Origin of the sequence: Halorubrum sp. SP9 (genome assembly GCF_005435015.1) — an archaeon.
GTDB lineage: Archaea > Halobacteriota > Halobacteria > Halobacteriales > Haloferacaceae > Halorubrum > Halorubrum sodomense.
The window spans coordinates 1-326 of sequence record NZ_SGXU01000546.1; the positions used below are offsets into that span (position 1 = coordinate 1).

Genomic DNA, 326 nt, shown 5'->3' on the forward strand with positions numbered 1-326 from the left:
GTTTCGACAGGGATACCCTTCTCGACAGCTTTGTAGCGTATCTGCGCGTGGAGTTTGGCGAATCCCCATCCGTGGAGACGGCGGTTCATGTACTCGCCATAGTCCATCGACTCCCGTATGTACGTCAGGTCTTCCAGAACAAGAACGGGATTCTCGACGGACTCGGCGTACTCCACGACTTTGCGGGTGACGCGGTGGAACACGTCGTCTATCTGGTCCCACAGGTCGTCCCCGAAGGACTCCGAGATACGCTCACTTCCGCGCGTCTGGAGTCGCCGTGTGGCGGTGAAGTAGGTCTTTCTGAGCCGACGGACGGTTTTGCCCTC

1 protein-coding gene is annotated in these 326 nt (G+C 58.6%); it reads right to left on the minus strand.

Annotation, left to right across the window (positions count from 1 at the left end):
• Nucleotides 1-326, minus strand: a 326-nt coding sequence (locus EXE45_RS18540; protein WP_137695176.1) for an IS200/IS605 family accessory protein TnpB-related protein, incomplete at both ends; no start/stop codon positions are given.